Origin of the sequence: Sphingomonas sp. TREG-RG-20F-R18-01 (assembly GCF_022662475.1) — a bacterium.
GTDB lineage: Bacteria > Pseudomonadota > Alphaproteobacteria > Sphingomonadales > Sphingomonadaceae > Sphingomonas.
Genome location: NZ_JAKNQQ010000003.1, coordinates 520,965 through 538,852 on the forward strand (window position 1 = coordinate 520,965; position 17,888 = coordinate 538,852).

Genomic DNA, 17,888 nt, shown 5'->3' on the forward strand with positions numbered 1-17,888 from the left:
GGCCCCTTGCCAAAATGTTCTTCCCCGGCGAAGGCCGGGCCCAGTAGAGAGCGGGTGATGGCGCGCGATGCGCTTCGATGACCCTGGCCATCGCAACTGGGCCCCGGCCTTCGCCGGGGAAGTGCTAGAGAGTGACACGTTAAATGACCGACCCCATCCCCGCCCGGCTTGCGCAGGACCTAATCGACCTGCTCGATGTCGAGGAGATCGACACCGACCTCTATCGTGGTTCCAGGGGCAACGACGGGTTCGGGCGCGTGTTCGGCGGACAGGTGATCGCACAGGCCCTTCAAGCGGCGCAGCGGTCGACCGATGCGCCGAAGGCGGCGCATTCGCTCCACGCCTATTTCATGCGGCCCGGCGCGGAGGATCACCCGATCCTCTACCGTGTCGTCCGCGACTTCGACGGCAAGAGCTTCTCGACCCGCCGCGTGATAGCGACCCAGCGCGGCGTGCCGATCCTCAACCTCGCCTGCTCCCTGCAGATCCCGGAGGATGGCCTGGCGCATCAGGACGCGATGCCCGAGGTCCCCCCGCCCGAGGACCTGACCAACGACCGCGACCTGCGGCTCGCGATGATCGACCGGATCCCCGAACGCTACCGCGCGATGTTCCTGCGTCCGCGGATGGTCGAGATCCGCCCGGTCTCCCCGCGCAGCTGGCTCGATCCGGTGCCGCACGCGCCGTTCCAGAACAGCTGGTTCCGCGTCGTCGCACCGATCGGCGACGATCCCGCGATGCACCGCGCGATTCTCGCTTATGCATCCGACATGTCGCTGCTTGGCACCGCGACGCTGCCGCATGGCGTCAACTGGATGATGAACAAGCTCCAGACCGCGAGCCTCGACCATTCGCTATGGCTCCACGAGGACTTCCGGGCGGACGAATGGCTGCTCTACGCCTGCGACAGCCCGTGGGCGGGGCACGCCCGCGGGTTCAACCGCGGGAAGATCTTCGCGCGCGATGGGCGACTGGTCGCCAGCGTCGCCCAGGAAGGACTGATCCGCCTGCGCGAATAGCGATCGGGGCGTGCCGCGGAATACCCGGGGGGGAAAGCAACCCTCTGGGGAATTGCCCACACCCTGCGTGGTCCTGCCGTCTTGCAGGCAGCCGCGCTCAGATACCGTGCGCCAATCGATACGCCCGCCATTTGACGACATTCGCATTATGCTGCTCCAGCGTGTCGGCAAACACATGCCCGCCAGAACCGTCAGCCACGAAGTACAGCGCTTTCGATTGAGCCGGATCCAGCACTGCATCGATGCTGGCGCGTCCCGGATTGCAGATCGGACCCGCCGGTAAGCCCGTCATGGCGTAGGTATTGTAGGCGTTGACCGCACGGACCTCGGACAACAGGATCTTCCGACCCAGCGGCTTGCCCTTGGTAATCGGGTAGATGATTGTCGGGTCCGCCTGCAGCATCATCCCCTGCCGCAGCCGATTGCCGTAGACCGCGGCGACGAGCCGGCGCTCACTGGGCTTGCCGGTTTCCTTCTCGACGATCGATGCAAGGATAAGCGCCTCGCGCGGCGTCTTCACCACGAGCCCGGCCTTACGCTTCGCCCATGCCTGCGCGAGATACCGCGTCATCGGGACCTGCATCCGCTCGACCATCTGTGCGCGGGGCTCGCCGCGTTGATAGGCATAGCTGTCGGGCAGGATGCTGCCCTCCTCCGGCGCAGGGATGGTGCCGGTCAGTTCCGCCGTCCGGTCAAGCGCCTGCTTCACCATGATGGACGGATACCCTTCGGGAACCACGAGAAAGCGCTGGACCGTCTTGGTCCCCTGCAACACCTTCAGGATGTCACCCTGGCTCATGCGCGGCGGGATCCGATACTCGCCCGCCTTGACGGGCGCGTTCGATCCGAACACGCGCGCAAGCAAACGGAACCGCTCGGCCGAGGCGATCGCACCGGCTTTTTCAAGCTGGAGCGACACCGAGGCGAGGCTCGATCCGGGGGCGATCTGCACCGAGATCGAACGATCGAGCGGACCCTTTCCGCCCCACATGGTCGCTACCCCGAACACGGCCACCGCCGCAATCAGCAGCAGCGCCAGCCCAAGGCAGCCAGACCGGCGCATCCGAACCTCAGACCGCCGTCATGATGAGCGAGGCATTCGTCCCGCCGAAGCCGAACGAGTTGTTGAGCACTGCCTTGACCGACCGCTGCTTGGCAACGTGCGGCACCAGGTCCACGCCTTCGCAACTGTCGCTGGGGTTATCGAGATTGAGCGTCGGTGGAACGATCTGATCGCGCAGCGCCAGAATGCAGAAGATGCTCTCGACTGCACCGGCGCCACCGAGCAGATGCCCGATCGCCGACTTGGTCGAGCTCATCGACAAGGTATCGATATTGGTGCCGAACAGGCGGCGGACCGCGCCGAGTTCCAGCTCGTCGCCGAGCGGGGTCGAGGTCCCGTGCGCGTTGATATAATCGATGTCCGACAGCTGCAGTCCCGACCGCTTCATCGCCATTTCCATCGAGCGGAACGCGCCCGACCCTTCGGGATGCGGCGCAGTGACATGATAGGCGTCGCCCGACATGCCGTAGCCGATCACCTCGGCATAGATCTTCGCGCCACGCGCCTTGGCGTGCTCATATTCCTCGAGGCAGACGACGCCCGCGCCCTCGCCCATCACGAAGCCGTCGCGTGCCACGTCATACGGCCGGCTCGCCTTTTCGGGCTGGTCGTTGAACGCGGTCGACAGCGCGCGCGCCTGTGCGAAACCGGCGATCCCGAGCGGGCAGATCGCGCCCTCGGCGCCGCCTGCGAGCATCACGTCGGCATCGTCCATCGCGATCATCCGCGCAGCGTCGCCGATCGAATGCGCGCCGGTCGAGCAAGCGGTGACGACCGCGTGGTTCGGGCCCATCAGGCCGTATTTGATCTGGACCTGCCCGGTGATCAGGTTGATCAGCCGACCGTGGACGAAGTGCGGCGAGACGCGGCTCGGCCCCTTGTTCTCGCACACGAGTGATTCGCTCGCGATCCCGGGCAATCCGCCGATCCCCGACCCGATCGAGCAGCCGGCACGATAGCGTTCCGCCTCGGTCATGTTGGTCAGGCCGGCATCCTCGAGCGCCTGTCCAGCCGCATCGATGCCGTAGATGATGAACGGGTCGACCTGGCGCTGGACCTTGTGGTCGACACGCAGGTTGGGATCGAAGCCATACGCATGGTCGGCGGGCTTCACCTCGCATGCGATCCGGCATTTCTGGTCCGACGCATCGAACCGCGTGATCGGACCCGCGCCCGATTTCGACGCGAGCAGATTCGCCCACACGGTTTCGACCTCAGCACCGAGCGGCGTCACGAGCCCCAATCCGGTTACGACAACACGGCGCATGGCCATCTCCCGTTGTATTTCTTGTCATCCAAATAAGAAACGGCCCCCCGCCCCCGGTCAATAGCCCTGGGACGGGGAGCCGCTTCTGACTTCAGCGTTGCTGCCGCGCCCGTGGCGTGGCGCTCAGCCCTTGTGCTCGTCGATGAACGTGATCGCGTCCTTGACGGTCGTGATCTTCTCGGCGGCATCATCCGGAATTTCGACTTCGAATTCTTCTTCGAAGGCCATCACCAGCTCGACGATGTCGAGGCTGTCCGCGCCCAGATCATCGATGAAGCTCGCATCTTCGGTCACCTTGTCGGCTTCAACGCCGAGATGCTCGACGACGATCTTCTTAACGCGGTCTGCGGTCTCGCTCATATTCCGTCCCTCTGTAGCTGGGGGTTCTTGATTCCTGAACGCACCTAGAACGGGGTTGGGGCCCTTGCAAGGGGAACCGGCACCCGAACCGGTACGGTAACGCCGCGAACCGTGCGGCGTCTGCGCTTAGATCATCGCCATGCCACCGTTGACGTGAATCGTCTGCCCCGTGACATAGCCTGCTTCGCGGCTCGCCAGATAGACGACCGCCGCGCCGATATCCATGCCCTGGCCCATCTTTCCCATCGGAATCCGCGCATTAAGCGCGTCTTTCTGCGCATCCGGCAAGCCATCGGTCATCGGCGAGGCGATAAAGCCGGGGGCGACGCAGTTCACGGTGATCCCGCGGCTGGCCAGTTCCTGGGCGAGCGCCTTCGACATGGCGGTCAGAGCGCCCTTCGATGCGGCGTAATTCGCCTGGCCTGGGTTACCGGTGGTGCCAACCACCGAGGTGATCGAGACGATCCGCCCGAAGCGCGCCTTCATCATCGGCCGCGCCGCGGCGCGCGCGAGACGGAACGCCGCCTCGAGGTTGACACGGATCACCGCGTCCCATTCCTCGTCCTTCATCCGCATCACCAGATTGTCGCGCGTGATGCCGCCATTGTTGACGAGGATGTCGAGCTTGCCACCGAGCGCCTCGACGGCCTGCGGGACAAGCGCATCCACGGCCGCGCCGTCCGACAGGTCGCAAGGCAGCGCCACGTGATTGCCCGCCAGGCCGTCGCGAAAGGCTTCCAGCTTGGTGACATTGGACCCCGACACCGCCAGTCGCGCCCCCTGTTCCGCAAGCCCACGCGCAATGGCGGAGCCGATGCCCCCCGAAGCGCCCGTGACGAGCGCCGTCATTCCAGTCAGATCGAACATGCTATTTCTCCGTCAGAGCGCTTTTGCGAGCGCCTCGATATCGTCCATCGTCACGACGCTGGCCGTCTCGACGTCGGGCGCGATGCGCTTGATCATGGGGGTCAGCACCTTACCGCCGAACTCGACGAAACGCTCCACCCCGGTTTCCGCCATCGCGAGCACCGATTCGCGCCAGCGCACCATCCCGGTTACCTGCTCGACCAACAGCCGGCGGATCGTGCCGGCGTCCGCAACGGCGGCTGCGGTGACGTTGGCGAACAACGGGACGAGCGGCGCCTCGATCCGCGCATCGGCGAGCGCACGGTCCATCGCGTCGGCCGCCGGTTGCATCAAGGCGCAATGGAACGGGGCGGAGACAGGCAACAAGACCGCGCGCTTGGCACCCATATCCTTCGCCAACGCGACCGCGCGTTCGATTGCGCTCCGATGCCCGGAGATCACCACCTGCGACGGATCATTGTCGTTCGCGACCGTGCACACTTCGCCCTCCGCAGCCGCTTCGGCAATCGCGCGGGCCTTTTCGACGTCGGCCCCTAGCAAAGCCGCCATCGCGCCGATACCGACCGGGACCGCCGCTTGCATGGCTTGCCCGCGTAGCTTCAGCAATCGCGCCGTCGTCGCCAGGTCGATCGATCCTGCCGCACACAGGGCACTATATTCCCCGAGCGAATGGCCGGCGACATAGTCCGCCTTGTCGGCAAGCCTGATCCCGCCTTCCTCCTCCAGCACCCGCAACGTCGCGATCGCATTCGCCATGATCGCCGGCTGTGCGTTCTCAGTCAGTTGCAGCTGATCCTCCGGTCCGTCGCGCATGAGGCGGAACAGATGCTGTCCCAGCGCCTCGTCGACTTCCTGAAACACCGCCCGGGCGACCGGGCTCGCCGCGGCGAGCGCACTGCCCATGCCGACGACCTGACTGCCCTGCCCCGGGAATACAAAAGCTCGCATCACACCACTCCTTTGCACGGGCGGTTAGGCGCTCCACCGAAGCGGCGTCAACCTGAACGGAGCTGGGACGACGGGGACATGTTGCGACCATTTGTCGGTCCGTCCGGCACGGATGCGCGACAAACGCCCCCCAGATAGGGTCCGACGCCGGGAGCAAGGCGCCGTCCATAGACAGGAGTTTGTCATGAAAAAGATGATCATCGCGTTGCTGGCAACAGCCGCCGCGGCGAGCCCGATAGCCGCCACCAGCGCCGACGCCCAGCAGCGCCAAACCACGACCGTGGTCCGCGAACGCCCCAACGGCACGGTCGTGACGAAGCGGACCACGGTCGACCGCCCGGCCGATCGCCGCTGGGCACGCGGTCAGCGGTTCGACCGTCGCTATGCGCAGAACTACCGCGAGCTCGGCGACTGGCATGCCTATCGCGCGCGACGCCTCTACGCGCCGCCGCGTGGCTATCACTGGGTGCGCTCGGGCAATGATGCCGTCCTCGTTGCATCGCGCGGCGGGATCGTTGGCGCCGTGCTGTCGGGCGCCTTCAACTGATACCGCCGCGACGATAGCGCGCCGTAAGGATCGGCCTCGGCGACCCGCGCCGAGGCCGATCTTGCCTGTTTTCCGAAGCCCCCGTTTTTCCGGATCAGTGACTTACGCGAACCCCCGCCCGGCGGATCAAACCTCGTTCGGACGCCGCCTCGGGCAGGAAAGCGTGCTGTCCGGTGTCGGTTGCCCAGGGATCGTGCAACGCCGCGGTGGCGAGCAGGGTCGCCACGAGTTCGACCTGACGGCTCGTTCCGGTCTTGGCGAAGATGGCGGACAATTGCTTCCGCACCGTCGCAACCACCGAACCGCGCAGTTGCGCATGGGTCGTCAGCGACCGCCCCATCACCAAACTCTGCGCGAGGGCCGTTTCGCTCGCCGTGAGCAGATACACGCGGGACGGGACCAGGATCTCCGATTCTGCCCATGCCAGCAGATCGCGCACCACCATCTTGGTCCGGCTGGAGGATCGATAGGTTCCAATCGCCGTGTCGCGCGCGATCAGTATCGCATGGCGTGCCCCCGTCGTGTCCATGACGGACACCAACAGCACATCCCCGCCCCGCTGGTTCAGCGCCGCGTTCATCCGTTCGGCGAGATCGAGCGACGCCCAGGCGACCCGCTCGCGCAGCGACCCGCGCAGGATGTTGCCGCGATCGAGCATGTGCTGCCCAACCGCGTTGGACCCGAGCAAAACGCCGTCCGCGTCCAGTTCGAACGTGGCGAGATACCGGTCCGATACCGGAGTATGAATGTTATAGGCTTCGTAAAGCTGTAGATGATCTGATCGAATTGCGACTCTTGCCGTCATCGAACCGATGTCCTTTCCCCACCAACGAATGAAAGTGCTGGCTCACCTGGCCGCCTGATGATTGGCTCGGCAGTCGTGACGCTTCCATCCGTCCCGTTTTGACGTTCCATTCTGACCTTCAGGAAGTTTGTGCTCCAAAAGCATCCGACAACGAAACCCATCGAGAAGAGCACTGCACCGCAAAACATCTCTATTAATAGGATCATGACGGAACACCTCCTGCCGCCCTACCTACATCCATGCGACCTATATCAGAATACGGCAGATCGTGTATGGTTAATACTTAGGATGATGTAGGATTTGTTCGCCGGATACATATACGGTCTGGAAGAGAAGATTTAGCGTGAAAAAACAATCCTAACGTCGGCGTTGCGATATGCCGGCCATGAACGCTTGCGTCGCGCGACGAGATCGGGCAATGGGCTCGCCCGTGCTGCGGCCAGAAATGGTCGTCGTATGGGATTCCCGAGACGACAGCCGGAGGGGCGTCCGCATGGTGCGGCGTCAGCGATCGGCCAAAAGAGAGAGACGAGACACATGGCTCTATACGAGCACGTGTTCCTTGCGCGCCAGGATCTGGCACAAGCGCAGGTGGACGCCCTGGCGGAAACCGCCACCAAGATCGTGAACGATAACGAAGGCCGGGTCGTCAAGACCGAGAGCTGGGGTCTGCGTAGCCTGGCGTACAAGATCGCCAAGAACCGCAAGGCGCATTACGTGATGCTCGAAATCGACGCCCCTGCCGGTGTCGTCGCCGAGCTCGAGCGCCAGACGCAGATCAACGAAGACATCATCCGCTACATGACCGTCAAGGTCGACGCGCTCGAAGAGGGCCCGACCGTGATGATGCGCAAGTCCGAGCGCGACCGTGAGCGTCGTGGCGACCGCGAAGGTGGCCGTGAAGGCCGCGGTGATCGTCCTGACCGCGGCGACCGCCCGCGTCGTGACTTCGACGGCGAATAAGGAGCTATAGACCATGGCACGCCCATTTTTCCGCCGCCGCAAGAGCTGCCCGTTCTCCGCAAAAGACGCTCCCCGGATCGATTACAAGGACGTCCGGTTGCTCCAGGGCTTCGTGTCCGAGCGTGGCAAGATCGTCCCGTCGCGTATCACTTCGGTGAGCGCAAAGAAGCAGCGCGAGCTCGCCCAGGCGATCAAGCGTTCGCGTCATCTGGGCCTTCTGCCCTACATCGTTAAGTAAGGAGCGGCTGAGATGGATGTCATCCTGCTGGAACGCGTCGACAAGCTCGGCAACATCGGCGACGTCGTCAAGGTGAAGGACGGGTTCGCCCGCAACTTCCTCCTGCCGAACAAGAAGGCGCTTCGCTCCAACGAAGCCAACCGCAAGGTCTTCGAAAAGAATCGCGAGAACATCGTTGCCGAGAACGCAGCGCGTCGTTCGGAAGCGGAAGTCGAGGCCAAGGACATCGACGGCACGACCGTGACGTTGATCCGTCAGGCGTCGAACACCGGCCAGCTGTACGGCTCGGTCGCGGTGCGCGATCTGATCGAGATCCTCGAGGCCGAAGGCCACAAGGTGTCGAAGTCGGCAATCGTGCTCAACAAGCCGATCAAGGCCATCGGCCTTTACGAGGTCAAGGTTTCGCTGCACCCGGAAGTGTCGGTGACGATCAAGGTCAACATTGCACGCTCGCCCGAAGAGGCGAAGATGCAGGCCGAGGGCGTCAACGTCATGGAAGCGATGTTCGAAAAGGACGAGGCTGGCTTCGTTGAGGATTACGATCCCAACGCAGAACCCGGCGCGACCGCCGAGGTTGCCTCGAACCAGGACGACGTCGAGGCTCCTGCCGCAGCGTAAGTCATTCGGTTACTGTGCGAAAAGCGCCGTCCGGAGTGATCCGGGCGGCCCTTTTCGGTTGGATGGGAGCGCGGAAGGTTAGGCAAAGGTTAGGCGGTATCGGATGCCGTCGACCCATCGCCCTAACGGATCAGGAATGCGGTGCCGGTGCCGTCAAAGAGCGCGCGTGCATGATGCCATGCCGATCGCATGTAGGACAGGCGGAAATGGTCAGCCTGTTACCGCGCACGCACCGACCAGGGCCGCGAGCGGAATGAGCGCGAAAAAGACGGGCAGAACTTTGGTCATGGGGCGGTCCGATACGACGATGGGGGCTGTCGTCGTGTAAATGCGCCGTACGAGATTTGTTTCCGTTCGATGAACGAAACCCAGCATTTCGTCTTTCTCCTTCCCGTTCATTTCGAGTCCCGCGGAATTGGCCCTGCTACTTCCGACCGAACAGCCGCTCGATGTCGCCATGCGCCAGCTTCACCCACGTCGGGCGGCCGTGGTTGCACTGCCCCGAATGCGGAGTGACTTCCATTTCGCGCAGCAGGGCATTCATCTCGGCGACCGACAGGATCCGCCCTGCCCGCACCGATCCGTGGCACGCCATCGTCGCAGCGACGTGATCGAGTCGCTCGCGTAGCGACAGCGCCTCGTCGAAGGCGGCGAGTTCGTCGGCGAGGTCGGTAACGAGGCCGGTGACGTCGCTTTGCCCGAGCATCGCCGGCACGCCGCGCACCAGCATCGCGCGCGGGCCGAAGCGGTCGAGGTCTAGGCCGAACTCGCTGAGCTCGGATGCCCGCGCCTCGAGGCGGTCGCAGGCGGATTCGTCGAGCTCGATCACTTCGGGGAGGAGCAGCGCCTGGCTGGCGACTCCGCCGGACGCCATCGCCGTGCGCATCCGCTCGAGCACGAGGCGTTCGTGCGCGGCGTGCTGGTCGACGAGGATCAGCCCGTCCTGCGCTTCGGCGACGATGTAGGTCTTGCCGACCTGCCCGCGCGCGACGCCGAGCGGGTAGGCGACGGTTTCGGGGGGTGGGGTGTAGGCGGGTTCGGCGCGGGCTAGCGGGGGTGGGGTGACGAAGGAGCGGCGGTCGTTTAACGCGTAGGACCTCTGATCCACGGGAAGCCCCTCCCCTGCAGGGGAGGGGTTGGGGGTGGGGGGTGTCTCACCGAGCCGGAGTTCTGCTGGACTTCCCCACCCCAACCCCTCCCCTGAAGGGGAGGGGCTAGTTTCTGTCGTCCATGCCGCGAGCGCACTTTCCGTCGGCCGCTGGCTGCGATGCCCCGCCTCGTCCAGCGCCCTGCGCAAGCCGCTGACGATCAGCCCCCTGACCAGCGCGGGATCGCGAAACCGCACCTCGGTCTTGGCCGGATGGACGTTGACGTCGACCACATCGGGCGGGACGTCGAGGAACAGCGCCACCACCGCATGCCGGTCGCGCGGCATCATCTCGGCATAGGCCCCGCGAATCGCACCGATCAGCAACCGGTCCTTCACCGGACGCCCGTTGACGAACAGATATTGATGGTCCGCAATCCCGCGGTTGAACGTCGGCAGCCCGGCGATCCCGCCAAGCCCGATCCCCTCGCGGACGAAATCGACCCCGACGCCATTCTCGACCAGCCCGCGATCGGTCAGCCCAGCGACTCGATCGGGCAAGGTCTCCCCTGCGCTGACCGACAGCGAGCGCCGCCCGTCATGCTCGACCGAGAACCCGATATCCGGCCACGCCATCGCAAGCCGCCGCACCACGTCCATGCACGCCGCGAACTCCGCACGCGGCGAACGCAGAAACTTGCGCCGCGCAGGCACTCGGGCGAACAAGGCCTCGACCCGCACGCGAGTCCCGGGCGGGATCGCGGCGGGGCCTTCCGACTCCAGCACGCCATTGTCGATCACGCGCGACCAGCCTTCCGCGCCCGGCACCCGGCTCTCCAATGTCATCCGCGCGACGCTCGCGATCGAGGGCAACGCCTCGCCGCGGAAACCGAGCGTGCTGACCGCCTCGATCGCTTCATCAGGCAGCTTCGACGTCGCATGTCGCTCCAGCGCGAGCGCCATGTCGGACGGTTGCATCCCGCACCCGTCGTCGGTGACTTCGACCAGGTCGGTCCCCCCGCCCGCCAGCCGCACCGCGATCCGCGTCGCGCCCGCGTCGATCGCATTCTCGACCAGCTCCTTCAACGCGCTGGCTGGCCGTTCCACCACTTCACCGGCAGCGATACGATTGACGAGATGTTCGGGGAGGCGGCGTATTGACATGCCTTAAGCTCTAGCCCAAGCGACGCCATCCCGCGAGCCGTAACCGTGACTTAACCAGAGCGTGGGCTTCGCTCTGAAAGCCACGGTCTTAAGCATGTCGCGGGGGCGAAATGCGACCTGCCGGAAGCCACCGCACCCGGCGTGAAACGGAACGATCCATGGGCTTTTTCTCGAATCTCTTTCGCTTCTCCTCGCACGACATGGCGATCGATTTGGGGACCGCCAACACCGTCGTCTATCTGCGCGGTCGCGGCATCGTGCTCAATGAACCCTCGGTCGTCGCGGTCGAAACGCTCAACGGCGTCAAGCGCGTCAAGGCGGTCGGCGACGACGCCAAGCTGATGATGGGCAAGACCCCCGACAGCATCCAGGCGATCCGCCCCTTACGCGACGGCGTGATCGCCGATATCGACGTGGCCGAGCAGATGATCGCGCACTTCATTCGCAAGGTCCACGGCGGGCAGCGACGCTTCATGCGCTGGCCGCAGATCGTGATCTGCGTCCCCTCGGGTTCGACCTCGGTCGAGCGCCGCGCGATCCGCGATGCCGCGTCGAACGCCGGCGCGTCGCAGGTCTGGCTGATCGAGGAGCCGATGGCCGCCGCGATCGGCGCCGACATGCCCGTCACCGAGCCGATCGGCAGCATGGTCGTCGACATCGGCGGCGGCACGACCGAAGTCGCGGTGCTGTCGCTGCGCGGTCTCGCCTATACCACGTCGGTGCGCGTCGGCGGCGACAAGATGGACGAGGCGATCGTCTCCTACGTCCGTCGCAACCACAACCTCCTGATCGGCGACGCGACCGCGGAGCGGATCAAGCAGGAAGTCGGCGTCGCCAAGCCGCCGCTCGACGGGATCGGCCTGACGATCCACGTCAAGGGCCGCGATCTCGTCAACGGCGTGCCCAAGGAAATCCAGATCAACCAGGGCCAGATCGCCGAGGCGCTCAGCGAGCCGGTCGGCCAGATCGTCGAGGGTGTCCGCATCGCACTCGAGAATACCGCGCCCGAGCTGGCGGCCGATATCGTCGATCAGGGGATCGTGCTCACCGGCGGCGGTGCGCTGCTCAAGGGCATCGACGAGGTTCTGCGCGACGAGACCGGCCTGCCGGTCACGATCGCGGACGACCCCCTCACCTGCGTTGCGCTCGGCACCGGGCGGGCGCTCGAGGATCCGATCTACCGCGGTGTGCTGCACAGCGCCTGAGCGGGGCGCACGCAGCAAGAATGAAGGGCCGTCAAGCGGGATGGGTACGCGAACCCCTACTCAGCGCAGGCGGCCGTCGCTACAGATGGTAGCATCAGGCGGCCTTTGGGCCTTTGGACGGGGGTAACATGGCGCCGCCTCGCAATCGGCGCCCGGGTTTTTCGCGGCGGGCGCAATATGGTTTGTTTCTTGGCTATGTGATCGCGGTTGCAGGGTCGTTGGTCGCCGCGGTGCTTCTTGCCCTGTCGGCGATCGATCCGCCGGCCTTCGCGGTCCTGCGCGCCAGCGTCGCCGAAGTGACGACGCCGATCTCGTCGGGGCTATCCACGGTGGGCCAGTGGTTCGGCGCGATCCCGGGCGGCGTGTCCGAATATTTCGGCGTCCGCGACGAGAACCGCCGGCTGCGCAAGCAGCTTGCCGACCAGCACGCGCTGTTCATGCGCGCGCGGTCGCTGGGCTATGACAACCGGCGGCTCGCCGCGTTGCTGCGGTTGCGCGAACGCGTTGCCGATCCGGTCGTCACCGCACGCCTGGTCAGTTCCTCCGGCGCCAGCACGCGCCGCTTTGCGGTGCTCAACGCCGGATCCTGGCAGGGCGTTGCGTCGGGGCAACCGGTTACCGGGCCCGACGGCCTGGTCGGCCGGGTCCTGGAAACGGGACCCAATAGTGCGCGCGTGCTGTTGCTGACCGATCCAGAAAGCGTCGTTCCCGTGCGCCGGACCCGCGACGGCATGCCGGCGCTGGCGGCGGGGCGCGGCGACGGGCTCATCGACATCCGTTCGGTCGCGATGGCCAATCCCGGTTTTGCCGCGGGCGACGTTTTCGTCACGTCCGGGATCGGCGGGATCTATCCGCCCGACGTTCCGGTTGGTCACATCGTCCGGCGCGGCCGGGATGCCGCAATCGCGCGGAGCTATGCGCAGCCCGACACGCTGGACTATGCGATGGTGCAACAGGCGTTCCTGCCACCCCCGCCCCCGGTCGCGGTTCCGCAGCCCGCCCCGAAGCCGACACCCAAGCCCAAGGCCAAGCCAACGTCCCGACCTGCGCGGCCCGCCGCGCGATGAGCCAGATTCGCGGCCCCTTCGACGAGCCACCCGATCACAGCCTGGCGCGCTTCGTACCGGCGTTGTCGGTCGTGCTTGCATCGACGCTCGCGGTCTGGCCGGTCATCGCCAACATCCCGGTCCTGCCGCCGTTCGGACTGCTGATGCTGCTCGGCTGGCGCCTGTCCCGTCCGCTGAGCCTGCCGGTATGGGCGCCGCTGCCGCTTGGGCTGTACGACGATTTGCTAAGCGGCCAGCCGCTCGGCAATTCGATGCTGTTCTGGACCCTGTGCTTCTTCATGATCGACCTGATCGACCAGCGCGTCGTGTTTCGCGATTTCTGGCAGGACTGGCTGATCGCCGGTGGATCGATCTGCTTCTGCCTCATCCTCGGGCGGCTCGTCGCTTCACCGCTCGGCGCGCACGTCGACACGCTTTTGATGCTGCAAATCGCGGTAACCACCTTGCTGTTTCCCCTCGCGACGCGCATCTGCTCGATGCTGACGCGCGAGGAGGAAACGGCGTGACCGGGCCGACCTTCGGCAATTCCAACAAGGTGATGACCGAGGCGGCGCAAAGCTTCAGCTTTTCGCGACGCGCGGTGCTGCTAGGCGCGGGTCAGGGGCTGGTCGGCGTGGCGCTGGCGGGCCGGATGGCGTGGCTCGCCGTCGCCGAGAACGAACATTATACCACCCTGTCGGAAAGCAACCGCGTCAACATGACGCTGGTCCCGCCGCGCCGCGGCTGGATTGTCGATCGGCACGGCGCGCCGATTGCCAACAACCGGACCGATTTCCGGGTCGACATCATTCCCGACCGGCTCGAGGACAAGGATCGCGTGCTCGCCCTGCTCCGCGACGTCCTGAAACTGCCGCCGGAGGAGATGGACCGGCTGGTCTCCGACCTAGAGCATGCGGCGGGTTTCCAACCCGTCCAGGTCGCGGAGAATCTGGACTGGGAACGCTTCGCCGCGGTCAGCGTGCGCTTGCCGGAACTGCCCGGCGTGGCCCCCACGCGCGGCTTCTCGCGCAGCTATCCCGCCGGGGCGGCCGTCGCCCACCTGACCGGTTATGTCGGCGCCGCGTCGGCCGAGCAGTATAAGCAGACGCACGACCAGCTGATGGTCACACCCGGCTTCAAGCTCGGCAAGGACGGGCTGGAAAAGACGCTGGAAAAGACGCTGCGCGGCGTTGCCGGCCAGAAACGCGTCGAGGTGACCGCGCGCGGCAAGCTCGTCGCCGAACTCGCGACCAGACCCGACCAGCCCGGCCAGAACGTCCGGTTGACGATCGACGCGGGGCTGCAGGACTATGCCGCGCGTCGCCTGGGCACGCAGTCCGGCTCGGTCGTCGTGATCGACTGCACCAACGGCGAAATGCTGGCGATGGTGTCGATGCCGGCGTACGACCCCAACAACTTTTCCGACGGGATCAGCCATCTCGAATGGAAGATGCTGTCGGACAACGACCATGTGCCGTTGATGAACAAGGTCCTGCAGGGCCTGTATCCGCCGGGATCGACGGTCAAGCCGATGAATGGCCTGGCGCTGCTCGGCGCTGGCGTCCCCGCGTCAGAGCGCGTCTTCTGCAGCGGAGCGTTGCGCGTCGGGACGGGCGTGTTCCACTGCCATCTCAAACGGGGCCACGGCGCGCTCGATCTCAAGAACGCGATCATGCAGAGCTGCGACATCTATTTCTACGAAATGGTCCGGCGCCTCGGGTATGACAACGTCGCGCCGGTCGCGCGGTCGCTCGGGCTCGGCCAGAAGTTCGACCTGCCCTTCCGGAGCCAGCGCTATGGCACCGTCCCGGACGCGGCATGGAAGCTGCGTCGCTACAAACAGGCCTGGACCGTGGCCGACTCGCTGAACGCCTCGATCGGCCAGGGATATGTGCTGACCAACCCGCTGCAACTGGCGGTGATGGCGGCGCGGCTCGCCTCGGGTCGTGCGCTCCAGCCCAGCTTGCTCACCGGCCATGTCCACACCGATGCCCCTGCCCTGTTGGTGCAGCCCGACCACCTCCGGACGGTCCATGAGGCGATGTGGGGCGTGGTCAACGGCGGGGGGACTGGCGGCGCTGCGCGAATGCTGACGCCGGGGGTCGCGCTTGCGGGCAAGACCGGCACCGCGCAGGTCCGCCGCATCACGATGGCCGAGCGCGCGGGCGGCGTGCTGAAGAACGGATCGCTTCCCTTCAAGATGCGCGACCACGCGCTGTTCCAGGGGTTTGCGCCGCATGACAACCCGCGCTACGCGATCGCCGTGGTGCTGGAACATGGTGGCCATACCGTCCGCAACCTCGACACGCCCGCGATCGCGCGCGACATCATGACATGGCTGTTCGACCGCGACCGCGCGATGGCGTCGCTGGCCGAAGCGGAACCGACCTGGGGTGGCGACATCCGGACCCGCATGGCGGCCGAGACCGCCGCCTACCGCGCCGCCGCCAATGCGCCGCCGCTCGCGGTCGGCGCCCAGACCGAGCGCGATGCGACCGCACCGACCGACGCGCCCGCCGTCCGCGCGGCCGCCGCCGCCGACGTCGCTGCCGCCGAAGCGCTCGCCAACAGTGCCGCGCCCGGCAATACGGTCGCCGAGGACGGCAGCACGGAGCACGATCCGCGATGAGCACGCGCAGCATCGTCCCCGCCCCGTTCGCCCAGCTGCCGTGGAAGATCATCCTGCTGGTGCTGGCGATCGGCTGTTTCGACCTGCTCGTGCTCTATTCGGCGGCGGGCGGCAGTGTCCGGCCGTGGGCGCTGTCGCAGGGCATCCGCTTCTTCATGCTGCTGGGCGTGGCGCTGGCGCTGTCGCGCGTGCCCGAGCGCTGGTGGAACACCGGCGCGATCCCAGCTTATGGTGCGCTGTGCCTGATGCTGGTGCTGGTCGAGCTGGTCGGCGCGGTGCGCGGCGGCGGCCAGCGCTGGCTCGACGTCGGTTTCATTCGCCTGCAGCCGTCGGAGCTGATGAAGCCCTGCATCGTCCTCGCCTGCGCCAAATTCTACGACATGCTGCCCCCGAACGAGACACGGCGGTTCGGGGCGATCTGGCCCGCGGCAATTCTGATCCTGATCCCCGCGGCGCTGGTCATGAAACAGCCGGACCTCGGAACCGCGCTGATGATTACGATCGGTGGCGTCACGGTGATGTTCCTGGCCGGCGTTCCGCTGCGGCTTTTCATCATCGGCGCCCTGTCGCTGTGTGCGGCCGTGCCGCTCGCGGTCAACTTCGTGCTGCACGGCTATCAGCGCAACCGCATCCTCGTCTTCCTGGATCCCGAAAGCGATCCGCTGGGTATCGGTTACCATATCAGCCAGTCGAAGATCGCGATCGGGTCGGGAGGGATCTTCGGGAAGGGTTTCCTCAACGGGACGCAGAGCCATCTCGATTACCTGCCCGAGGGGCACACCGATTTCGCGCTGGCGACGATGATGGAGGAATGGGGCCTGCTGGGCGGCGTCCTGCTGATCGTGGCGTTCGTCCTGATCGTGCAATGGGGCCTGTCCACCGCCCTGAAAGCCCAGTCACGCTTTGCGAAGCTGACCGCCGCCGGGCTCGCCGCGACGATCTTCTACTATGTCGCGATCAACATGGCGATGGTGATGGGGATGGCGCCGGTCGTCGGCGTCCCCCTGCCGCTGATCAGCAATGGCGGATCGAGCCAGATGACGTTCATGCTGTGCCTCGGCATCCTGATGTCGATCAACCGGTCGAACCATAAAACCGAGGGTCGCTGGTGAGTTTTTTGCCGCAATCGCAAAAAAGGGTTTGCAAGCTGCGCAGACGCTGCTAACCGACCGCCTCCCGGCAACGGCGGCGCTGACGCGCTGCCCCTACCAAGCGGGAATGGACGCATAGCTCAGTTGGTAGAGCAGCTGACTCTTAATCAGCGGGTCCTTGGTTCGAGCCCAAGTGCGTCCACCATTATGCCTAAGTTTCCATTACCTGCGGCGCCCGCAGGGGCCCTTTTGGGCCGGTCCCATCACCTTGTGTGTGGGGCATCAGAGACGGGACCTTCCAGCCATTCCTGGCGCTTACTGACTAAGCTAGACGTGCCGCATCCGCCACTGGATCCGGTGCTCGTGCGGGTTGTTCGGGTTCACATGCGCGTGCCGTTGAGGCGTCTCCAGACGTTCGTCGGCAGGCCATACCTTGTTGGCCAGCATCTCCGCCCAGGATCGCCGCGCCGGAGAGCGGCCCACACGATGCGTTCCAAAACCCCGCGTTCCCCGCCCCCCAAATTCCGGATGGACATACGCTGGAGAAGGGGAGCGACAGCCCTCCCCTGCAACGCTGAATATGGGCTTCAGTCTCGCTGATGCGCCTCGAACCCGCCCCCGGGAATGCGTCATGAGTTGACCGGCGTGGGACCACGGCTACGGTCGTGCCGATGAGCAGCGTCGTCGTCGAGCATCTTTCCAAGACCTTCGGTGCGGCGGCCGCGCTGCATCCGACCGATCTCTCGATCGCATCGGGCGAGTTCATCGTGATCATCGGTCCATCGGGGTGCGGCAAGTCGACGCTGTTGCGGTTGATCGCGGGGCTGGAAACGCCGAGTGCCGGCCGTATCGAAATCGGCGGCCGCGACGTCACCGCGGTCGAGCCGGCGGATCGCGGCATTGCCATGGTGTTCCAATCCTATGCGCTCTACCCGCATCTTTCCGTCGCGCAGAACATCGCCTTCCCCTTA

The 17,888-nt window shown here is 65.6% G+C and carries 18 protein-coding genes and 1 tRNA gene; 12 read left to right on the forward strand and 7 right to left on the reverse strand.

The window, feature by feature from the left end; all coding sequences use genetic code 11:
- The first annotated feature begins 143 nt into the window (after positions 1 to 143).
- Positions 144 to 1,019, forward strand: coding sequence for an acyl-CoA thioesterase II (locus tag L8K25_RS12205; RefSeq protein ID WP_242139240.1), 876 nt, complete (start codon positions 144 to 146; stop codon positions 1,017 to 1,019).
- A 97-nt stretch (positions 1,020 to 1,116) separates the two neighbouring features.
- On the opposite strand, the gene mltG is transcribed toward L8K25_RS12205, so the two are convergent.
- The 5 genes from mltG to fabD form a co-directional block, all read right to left on the reverse strand.
- Positions 1,117 to 2,082 (reverse strand): endolytic transglycosylase MltG, encoded by a 966-nt coding sequence (gene mltG, locus L8K25_RS12210; RefSeq protein ID WP_242139241.1) that lies wholly within the window; start codon positions 2,080 to 2,082, stop codon positions 1,117 to 1,119.
- A 7-nt stretch (positions 2,083 to 2,089) separates the two neighbouring features.
- A complete protein-coding gene (gene fabF, locus L8K25_RS12215; RefSeq protein WP_242139242.1) occupies positions 2,090 to 3,349 on the reverse strand; it encodes a beta-ketoacyl-ACP synthase II in 1,260 nt (419 codons plus the stop codon).
- Between the two features lie 123 nt (positions 3,350 to 3,472).
- Entirely contained in the window at positions 3,473 to 3,709 is a 237-nt protein-coding gene (locus L8K25_RS12220; RefSeq protein ID WP_010163766.1) for an acyl carrier protein, read from the reverse strand.
- A gap of 126 nt (positions 3,710 to 3,835) precedes the next feature.
- Positions 3,836 to 4,576, reverse strand: a complete 741-nt coding sequence (gene fabG / locus L8K25_RS12225; protein WP_242139243.1) for a 3-oxoacyl-[acyl-carrier-protein] reductase — start codon at positions 4,574 to 4,576, stop codon at positions 3,836 to 3,838.
- A 12-nt stretch (positions 4,577 to 4,588) separates the two neighbouring features.
- Positions 4,589 to 5,524 carry an ACP S-malonyltransferase gene (gene fabD / locus L8K25_RS12230; protein WP_242139244.1) on the reverse strand — a complete coding sequence of 312 codons (936 nt, stop codon included), beginning with the start codon at positions 5,522 to 5,524 and terminating at the stop codon, positions 4,589 to 4,591.
- 184 nt (positions 5,525 to 5,708) lie between these two features.
- Between fabD and L8K25_RS12235 the strand changes: the two genes are divergently transcribed.
- Positions 5,709 to 6,071, forward strand: a complete 363-nt coding sequence (locus tag L8K25_RS12235; protein WP_242139245.1) for an RcnB family protein — start codon at positions 5,709 to 5,711, stop codon at positions 6,069 to 6,071.
- A gap of 94 nt (positions 6,072 to 6,165) precedes the next feature.
- On the opposite strand, the gene L8K25_RS12240 is transcribed toward L8K25_RS12235, so the two are convergent.
- A complete protein-coding gene (locus tag L8K25_RS12240) occupies positions 6,166 to 6,876 on the reverse strand; it encodes a transcriptional regulator (RefSeq protein ID WP_242139246.1) in 711 nt (236 codons plus the stop codon).
- A gap of 537 nt (positions 6,877 to 7,413) precedes the next feature.
- Between L8K25_RS12240 and rpsF the strand changes: the two genes are divergently transcribed.
- The 3 genes from rpsF to rplI are packed head-to-tail and all read left to right on the forward strand — an operon-like array spanning position 7,414 to position 8,695.
- Positions 7,414 to 7,839 (forward strand): 30S ribosomal protein S6, encoded by a 426-nt coding sequence (gene rpsF, locus L8K25_RS12245; RefSeq protein ID WP_029623922.1) that lies wholly within the window; start codon positions 7,414 to 7,416, stop codon positions 7,837 to 7,839.
- A 13-nt stretch (positions 7,840 to 7,852) separates the two neighbouring features.
- The gene (rpsR, locus tag L8K25_RS12250; RefSeq protein WP_010163758.1) at positions 7,853 to 8,077 is read left to right on the forward strand and encodes a 30S ribosomal protein S18; all 225 of its coding nucleotides are present in this window, start codon (positions 7,853 to 7,855) and stop codon (positions 8,075 to 8,077) included.
- A gap of 12 nt (positions 8,078 to 8,089) precedes the next feature.
- Complete coding sequence (gene rplI, locus L8K25_RS12255; protein WP_242139247.1) at positions 8,090 to 8,695, forward strand: 50S ribosomal protein L9; 606 nt, start codon at positions 8,090 to 8,092, stop codon at positions 8,693 to 8,695.
- A gap of 424 nt (positions 8,696 to 9,119) precedes the next feature.
- Here the strand turns inward: rplI and mutL are convergent, their stop codons facing one another.
- On the reverse strand, positions 9,120 to 10,946 hold the full coding sequence (gene mutL, locus L8K25_RS12260) for a DNA mismatch repair endonuclease MutL (RefSeq protein ID WP_242139248.1): 1,827 nt from the start codon (positions 10,944 to 10,946) through the stop codon (positions 9,120 to 9,122).
- A 158-nt stretch (positions 10,947 to 11,104) separates the two neighbouring features.
- Between mutL and L8K25_RS12265 the strand changes: the two genes are divergently transcribed.
- The 7 genes from L8K25_RS12265 to L8K25_RS12295 form a co-directional block, all read left to right on the forward strand.
- Positions 11,105 to 12,151: a rod shape-determining protein gene (locus L8K25_RS12265; RefSeq protein ID WP_010163754.1), complete on the forward strand. Its 1,047-nt coding sequence runs from the start codon at positions 11,105 to 11,107 to the stop codon at positions 12,149 to 12,151.
- A gap of 128 nt (positions 12,152 to 12,279) precedes the next feature.
- Positions 12,280 to 13,218: a rod shape-determining protein MreC gene (mreC, locus tag L8K25_RS12270; RefSeq protein WP_242139249.1), complete on the forward strand. Its 939-nt coding sequence runs from the start codon at positions 12,280 to 12,282 to the stop codon at positions 13,216 to 13,218.
- Complete coding sequence (gene mreD, locus L8K25_RS12275) at positions 13,215 to 13,724, forward strand: rod shape-determining protein MreD (RefSeq protein ID WP_242139250.1); 510 nt, start codon at positions 13,215 to 13,217, stop codon at positions 13,722 to 13,724. The genes mreC and mreD overlap by 4 nt, the downstream gene beginning before the upstream one ends.
- Positions 13,725 to 13,756: 32 nt before the next feature.
- Positions 13,757 to 15,826 (forward strand): penicillin-binding protein 2, encoded by a 2,070-nt coding sequence (gene mrdA, locus L8K25_RS12280; RefSeq protein ID WP_242139284.1) that lies wholly within the window; start codon positions 13,757 to 13,759, stop codon positions 15,824 to 15,826.
- Complete coding sequence (rodA, locus tag L8K25_RS12285; RefSeq protein WP_242139251.1) at positions 15,823 to 16,938, forward strand: rod shape-determining protein RodA; 1,116 nt, start codon at positions 15,823 to 15,825, stop codon at positions 16,936 to 16,938. Before mrdA ends, rodA begins: the two co-directional genes overlap by 4 nt.
- A gap of 108 nt (positions 16,939 to 17,046) precedes the next feature.
- Positions 17,047 to 17,122: transfer RNA gene (locus tag L8K25_RS12290), tRNA-Lys, on the forward strand.
- Between the two features lie 466 nt (positions 17,123 to 17,588).
- The coding region (locus L8K25_RS12295) for an ABC transporter ATP-binding protein (RefSeq protein WP_242139252.1) at positions 17,589 to 17,888 on the forward strand (300 nt) is incomplete at its 3' end.

What these genes read in the sequence shown, in the direction of transcription:
- L8K25_RS12205 (WP_242139240.1), top strand. Translation starts at nt 144, where the DNA reads ATGACCGACCCCATCCCCGCCCGGCTTGCGCAGGACCTAATCGACCTG.
- mltG (WP_242139241.1), bottom strand. Translation starts at nt 2,082, where the DNA reads ATGCGCCGGTCTGGCTGCCTTGGGCTGGCGCTGCTGCTGATTGCGGCG.
- fabF (WP_242139242.1), bottom strand. Translation starts at nt 3,349, where the DNA reads ATGCGCCGTGTTGTCGTAACCGGATTGGGGCTCGTGACGCCGCTCGGT.
- L8K25_RS12220 (WP_010163766.1), bottom strand. Translation starts at nt 3,709, where the DNA reads ATGAGCGAGACCGCAGACCGCGTTAAGAAGATCGTCGTCGAGCATCTC.
- fabG (WP_242139243.1), bottom strand. Translation starts at nt 4,576, where the DNA reads ATGTTCGATCTGACTGGAATGACGGCGCTCGTCACGGGCGCTTCGGGG.
- fabD (WP_242139244.1), bottom strand. Translation starts at nt 5,524, where the DNA reads ATGCGAGCTTTTGTATTCCCGGGGCAGGGCAGTCAGGTCGTCGGCATG.
- L8K25_RS12235 (WP_242139245.1), top strand. Translation starts at nt 5,709, where the DNA reads ATGAAAAAGATGATCATCGCGTTGCTGGCAACAGCCGCCGCGGCGAGC.
- L8K25_RS12240 (WP_242139246.1), bottom strand. Translation starts at nt 6,876, where the DNA reads ATGACGGCAAGAGTCGCAATTCGATCAGATCATCTACAGCTTTACGAA.
- rpsF (WP_029623922.1), top strand. Translation starts at nt 7,414, where the DNA reads ATGGCTCTATACGAGCACGTGTTCCTTGCGCGCCAGGATCTGGCACAA.
- rpsR (WP_010163758.1), top strand. Translation starts at nt 7,853, where the DNA reads ATGGCACGCCCATTTTTCCGCCGCCGCAAGAGCTGCCCGTTCTCCGCA.
- rplI (WP_242139247.1), top strand. Translation starts at nt 8,090, where the DNA reads ATGGATGTCATCCTGCTGGAACGCGTCGACAAGCTCGGCAACATCGGC.
- mutL (WP_242139248.1), bottom strand. Translation starts at nt 10,946, where the DNA reads ATGTCAATACGCCGCCTCCCCGAACATCTCGTCAATCGTATCGCTGCC.
- L8K25_RS12265 (WP_010163754.1), top strand. Translation starts at nt 11,105, where the DNA reads ATGGGCTTTTTCTCGAATCTCTTTCGCTTCTCCTCGCACGACATGGCG.
- mreC (WP_242139249.1), top strand. Translation starts at nt 12,280, where the DNA reads ATGGCGCCGCCTCGCAATCGGCGCCCGGGTTTTTCGCGGCGGGCGCAA.
- mreD (WP_242139250.1), top strand. Translation starts at nt 13,215, where the DNA reads ATGAGCCAGATTCGCGGCCCCTTCGACGAGCCACCCGATCACAGCCTG.
- mrdA (WP_242139284.1), top strand. Translation starts at nt 13,757, where the DNA reads ATGACCGAGGCGGCGCAAAGCTTCAGCTTTTCGCGACGCGCGGTGCTG.
- rodA (WP_242139251.1), top strand. Translation starts at nt 15,823, where the DNA reads ATGAGCACGCGCAGCATCGTCCCCGCCCCGTTCGCCCAGCTGCCGTGG.